This window comes from Prosthecobacter sp., from assembly GCF_014879935.1.
Lineage (GTDB): Bacteria > Verrucomicrobiota > Verrucomicrobiia > Verrucomicrobiales > Verrucomicrobiaceae > Prosthecobacter.
Window position 1 is genome coordinate 1 of sequence record NZ_JACSRD010000011.1, and the last position, 2,364, is coordinate 2,364.

Annotated in this window: 2 protein-coding genes; one reads left to right on the forward strand and one right to left on the reverse strand. The window is 56.7% G+C overall.

What is annotated here, in order from left to right; genetic code table 11:
• Positions 1-405: hypothetical protein (locus tag IAE77_RS00125; protein WP_294219621.1), on the forward strand; the 405-nt coding region annotated here is incomplete at its 5' end.
• Between the two features lie 930 nt (positions 406-1,335).
• On the opposite strand, the gene IAE77_RS00130 is transcribed toward IAE77_RS00125, so the two are convergent.
• A complete protein-coding gene (locus IAE77_RS00130; protein ID WP_294219622.1) occupies positions 1,336-2,220 on the reverse strand; it encodes an FHA domain-containing protein in 885 nt (294 codons plus the stop codon).
• Positions 2,221-2,364: the final 144 nt, after the last annotated feature.

Genomic DNA, 2,364 nt, shown 5'->3' on the forward strand with positions numbered 1-2,364 from the left:
GGAGCCATGATCCTCCACACCTTCCGTCCCGGTGCCTCATTGAAAAAGTTCTTCGAGGAATGCAGCCCTGATTACGACACGGGACTGCAAGCCAGCCAGCTCGTCCGCAGTCTTCGCGCCAATCGGATTGGTGTCAGCCAGCGCCACAACCTCGATTTCGAGAAGATCGTCAGCACCATCGACCAGGGCTATCCCATCATCACCCTCACCCGAACGCCGCGTGCCGACGAACACCATTGGGTGGTGATCTACGGATACGGAAAGAAACCCAATCGCGTGTTCATTGCTGGTGAGGGGCTGCCGCTGGTCAACCACCTCACCGGGCAGAAGGAGATCCCATGGTCGGAGTTCTCACGATCCAAGTGGGCGCGACGTGGGTTTGGGCTCGTTTGCTGGGGCAAGTGAGCTGCCTGCGAGGGTGGTTCATTCTCCCCCCCCCAGCAATTTTTACATATTGGATCATGTAAAAGCAGTTCTAGCTCCTGTGACCGAGCCTATATGCGCTAAGTGATGAACAGGGAATTGCCCGCCTATCTCCGCAACCGCAGGAATCCATTCTCTCTCGGACAGCGCGGAGGAACAGCCGGTTGGACTGAATAGGTTTGCATCAAACTGCAACGGTCGCAGACATAAACGTATGGCCCTCCAATTTGCTGCGTCTGGGTCGGTGCTGACGGCGCTGAATTCCGAGGACGTGCGTAATCTGGCATTCCCCCGGATTGAAATCGCTGAGCCCATTCCGCAGCTTGTTGCTGGCGTTGAGCCTCAGCTTGCTGGCGCAGCATTTGCTGCTGCCTCGCGAGTTCTTGCTGCTGGGCGTATGCCTGTTGCTGCTGGAGAAGCGGCGACATGATAAGCCCCAACGCGAAGGCGTCCTCCTGACTCATTGACTGTCCGCCATGTTGCTGCGGAGGAGCGTTGGGGCGACTGGGTGGTTGGCTCGGCATCGAGAAGATGTCTCGCGGGCCAGTTTGTTCATAGTAGTCACGCAGCCTTTCTCGGTTAGGTGCCGATGGAGATTCCCCCTCTGAAAGCCGACTGCTTGAAGCATACTGTGATGGATCATAGCTGACTGGAGTGCGAGGCATCTGGCCAAAACGAATCAGCAGAAGCACGGGCACAGCCACTCCCCACATCCAGGGCCGGATGCGATACTTGGGGCGCGGGTTTGGTTGCCCAAGCCGTGTCTGTGCAGATGCCCCGACCGAATCAGTCTCTCCATTTAGGGCCTCCCGGACCGAGTTCAGATAGTCTTCGGGGCTGAGCACGCCTGATACCAGTTGCTGATCCAATGCAAGTTTTAGCTCAGAGTTCATGGTCGTGTGGGAGTGTGGATCAAGCAGTGGCAGGTGACCGCTTTTCGCGGAACATCTGAACCACCCAATAGATGGCAACAGGCAGTGCCAGGATGCCGAACGAGATTGCTCCTCCGAGGAGGCAGGTGAGCGTACTGCGTCCCGTGAGCCTGCTTCGGCGAAATCTCCCTACGGCGTAAGGCAACACGCAAGCAATGGCTCCAAAGATATATCCGAAGGCTGCTGGGCCAGCCAGAAATGGTGGAGTCTTGTAGATCAAGACCATCAGGCAGAGCATCAACAAAACGTATCGAGCTTCAGGGAGCGGCAGCGCGTTCCAGAACTTCACAAGTCGAGCCAAGGCAGTAGCCACATGCATTGCAAATGATCGCCGCCCAGTTGAGGCAGGCTCTGGCAGTGGTGGCGGAGCGATGCCCTGGTCTGCTTGTGTCGCGCTCGTGCCAATAGCATCATCAGGACCCGGTGTGGTCCGAATCATCTTTCCCGCAACCTCCAGAACTTCGATTTTACGATTGTAGTCAGCCTGGGAGATTTGACCGGCTTGCAGTTGCTCATCTAGTTCTCTCCGAACGTGATCCGCAATCAAGCCTGTCTCCCTGGCGGCGCTAAACTCCGATTGGCAAGTTGTGCGGAGAACCGCTTTCATCGAACCAAAGCAAATGGTATCCCCATCGTTGAGCACAGCCTCAGTGACCGGCAAATCATTGACCTTGGTTCCGTTCGTCGATCCCAGATCGCGGAGAACGAGGCCGTTTTCGGTTTGCTCGATCTCAGCGTGGTGACCCGAAACGGACGCATCATCGAGAACAACCATGTTGTCATCCGCCCTGCCGATACTGATCACCGCCGCTTCCAACGAATGGGAGAGCCGGCCAATTTCCAGGGAGGGAAAGGACTGCGCCATGGCTTGAGGTGGTTCAGGATTGCATTGAGGTCTTGCCACCCTTGGAGGTCAGCCGCTCAAGAGTGGGGATTTATCCTCATCCGCAGTTCGGAAATTGTCAATCATGGTCGGCGGCGTGTCCGACGACGCTGCCAGCCAGATTGT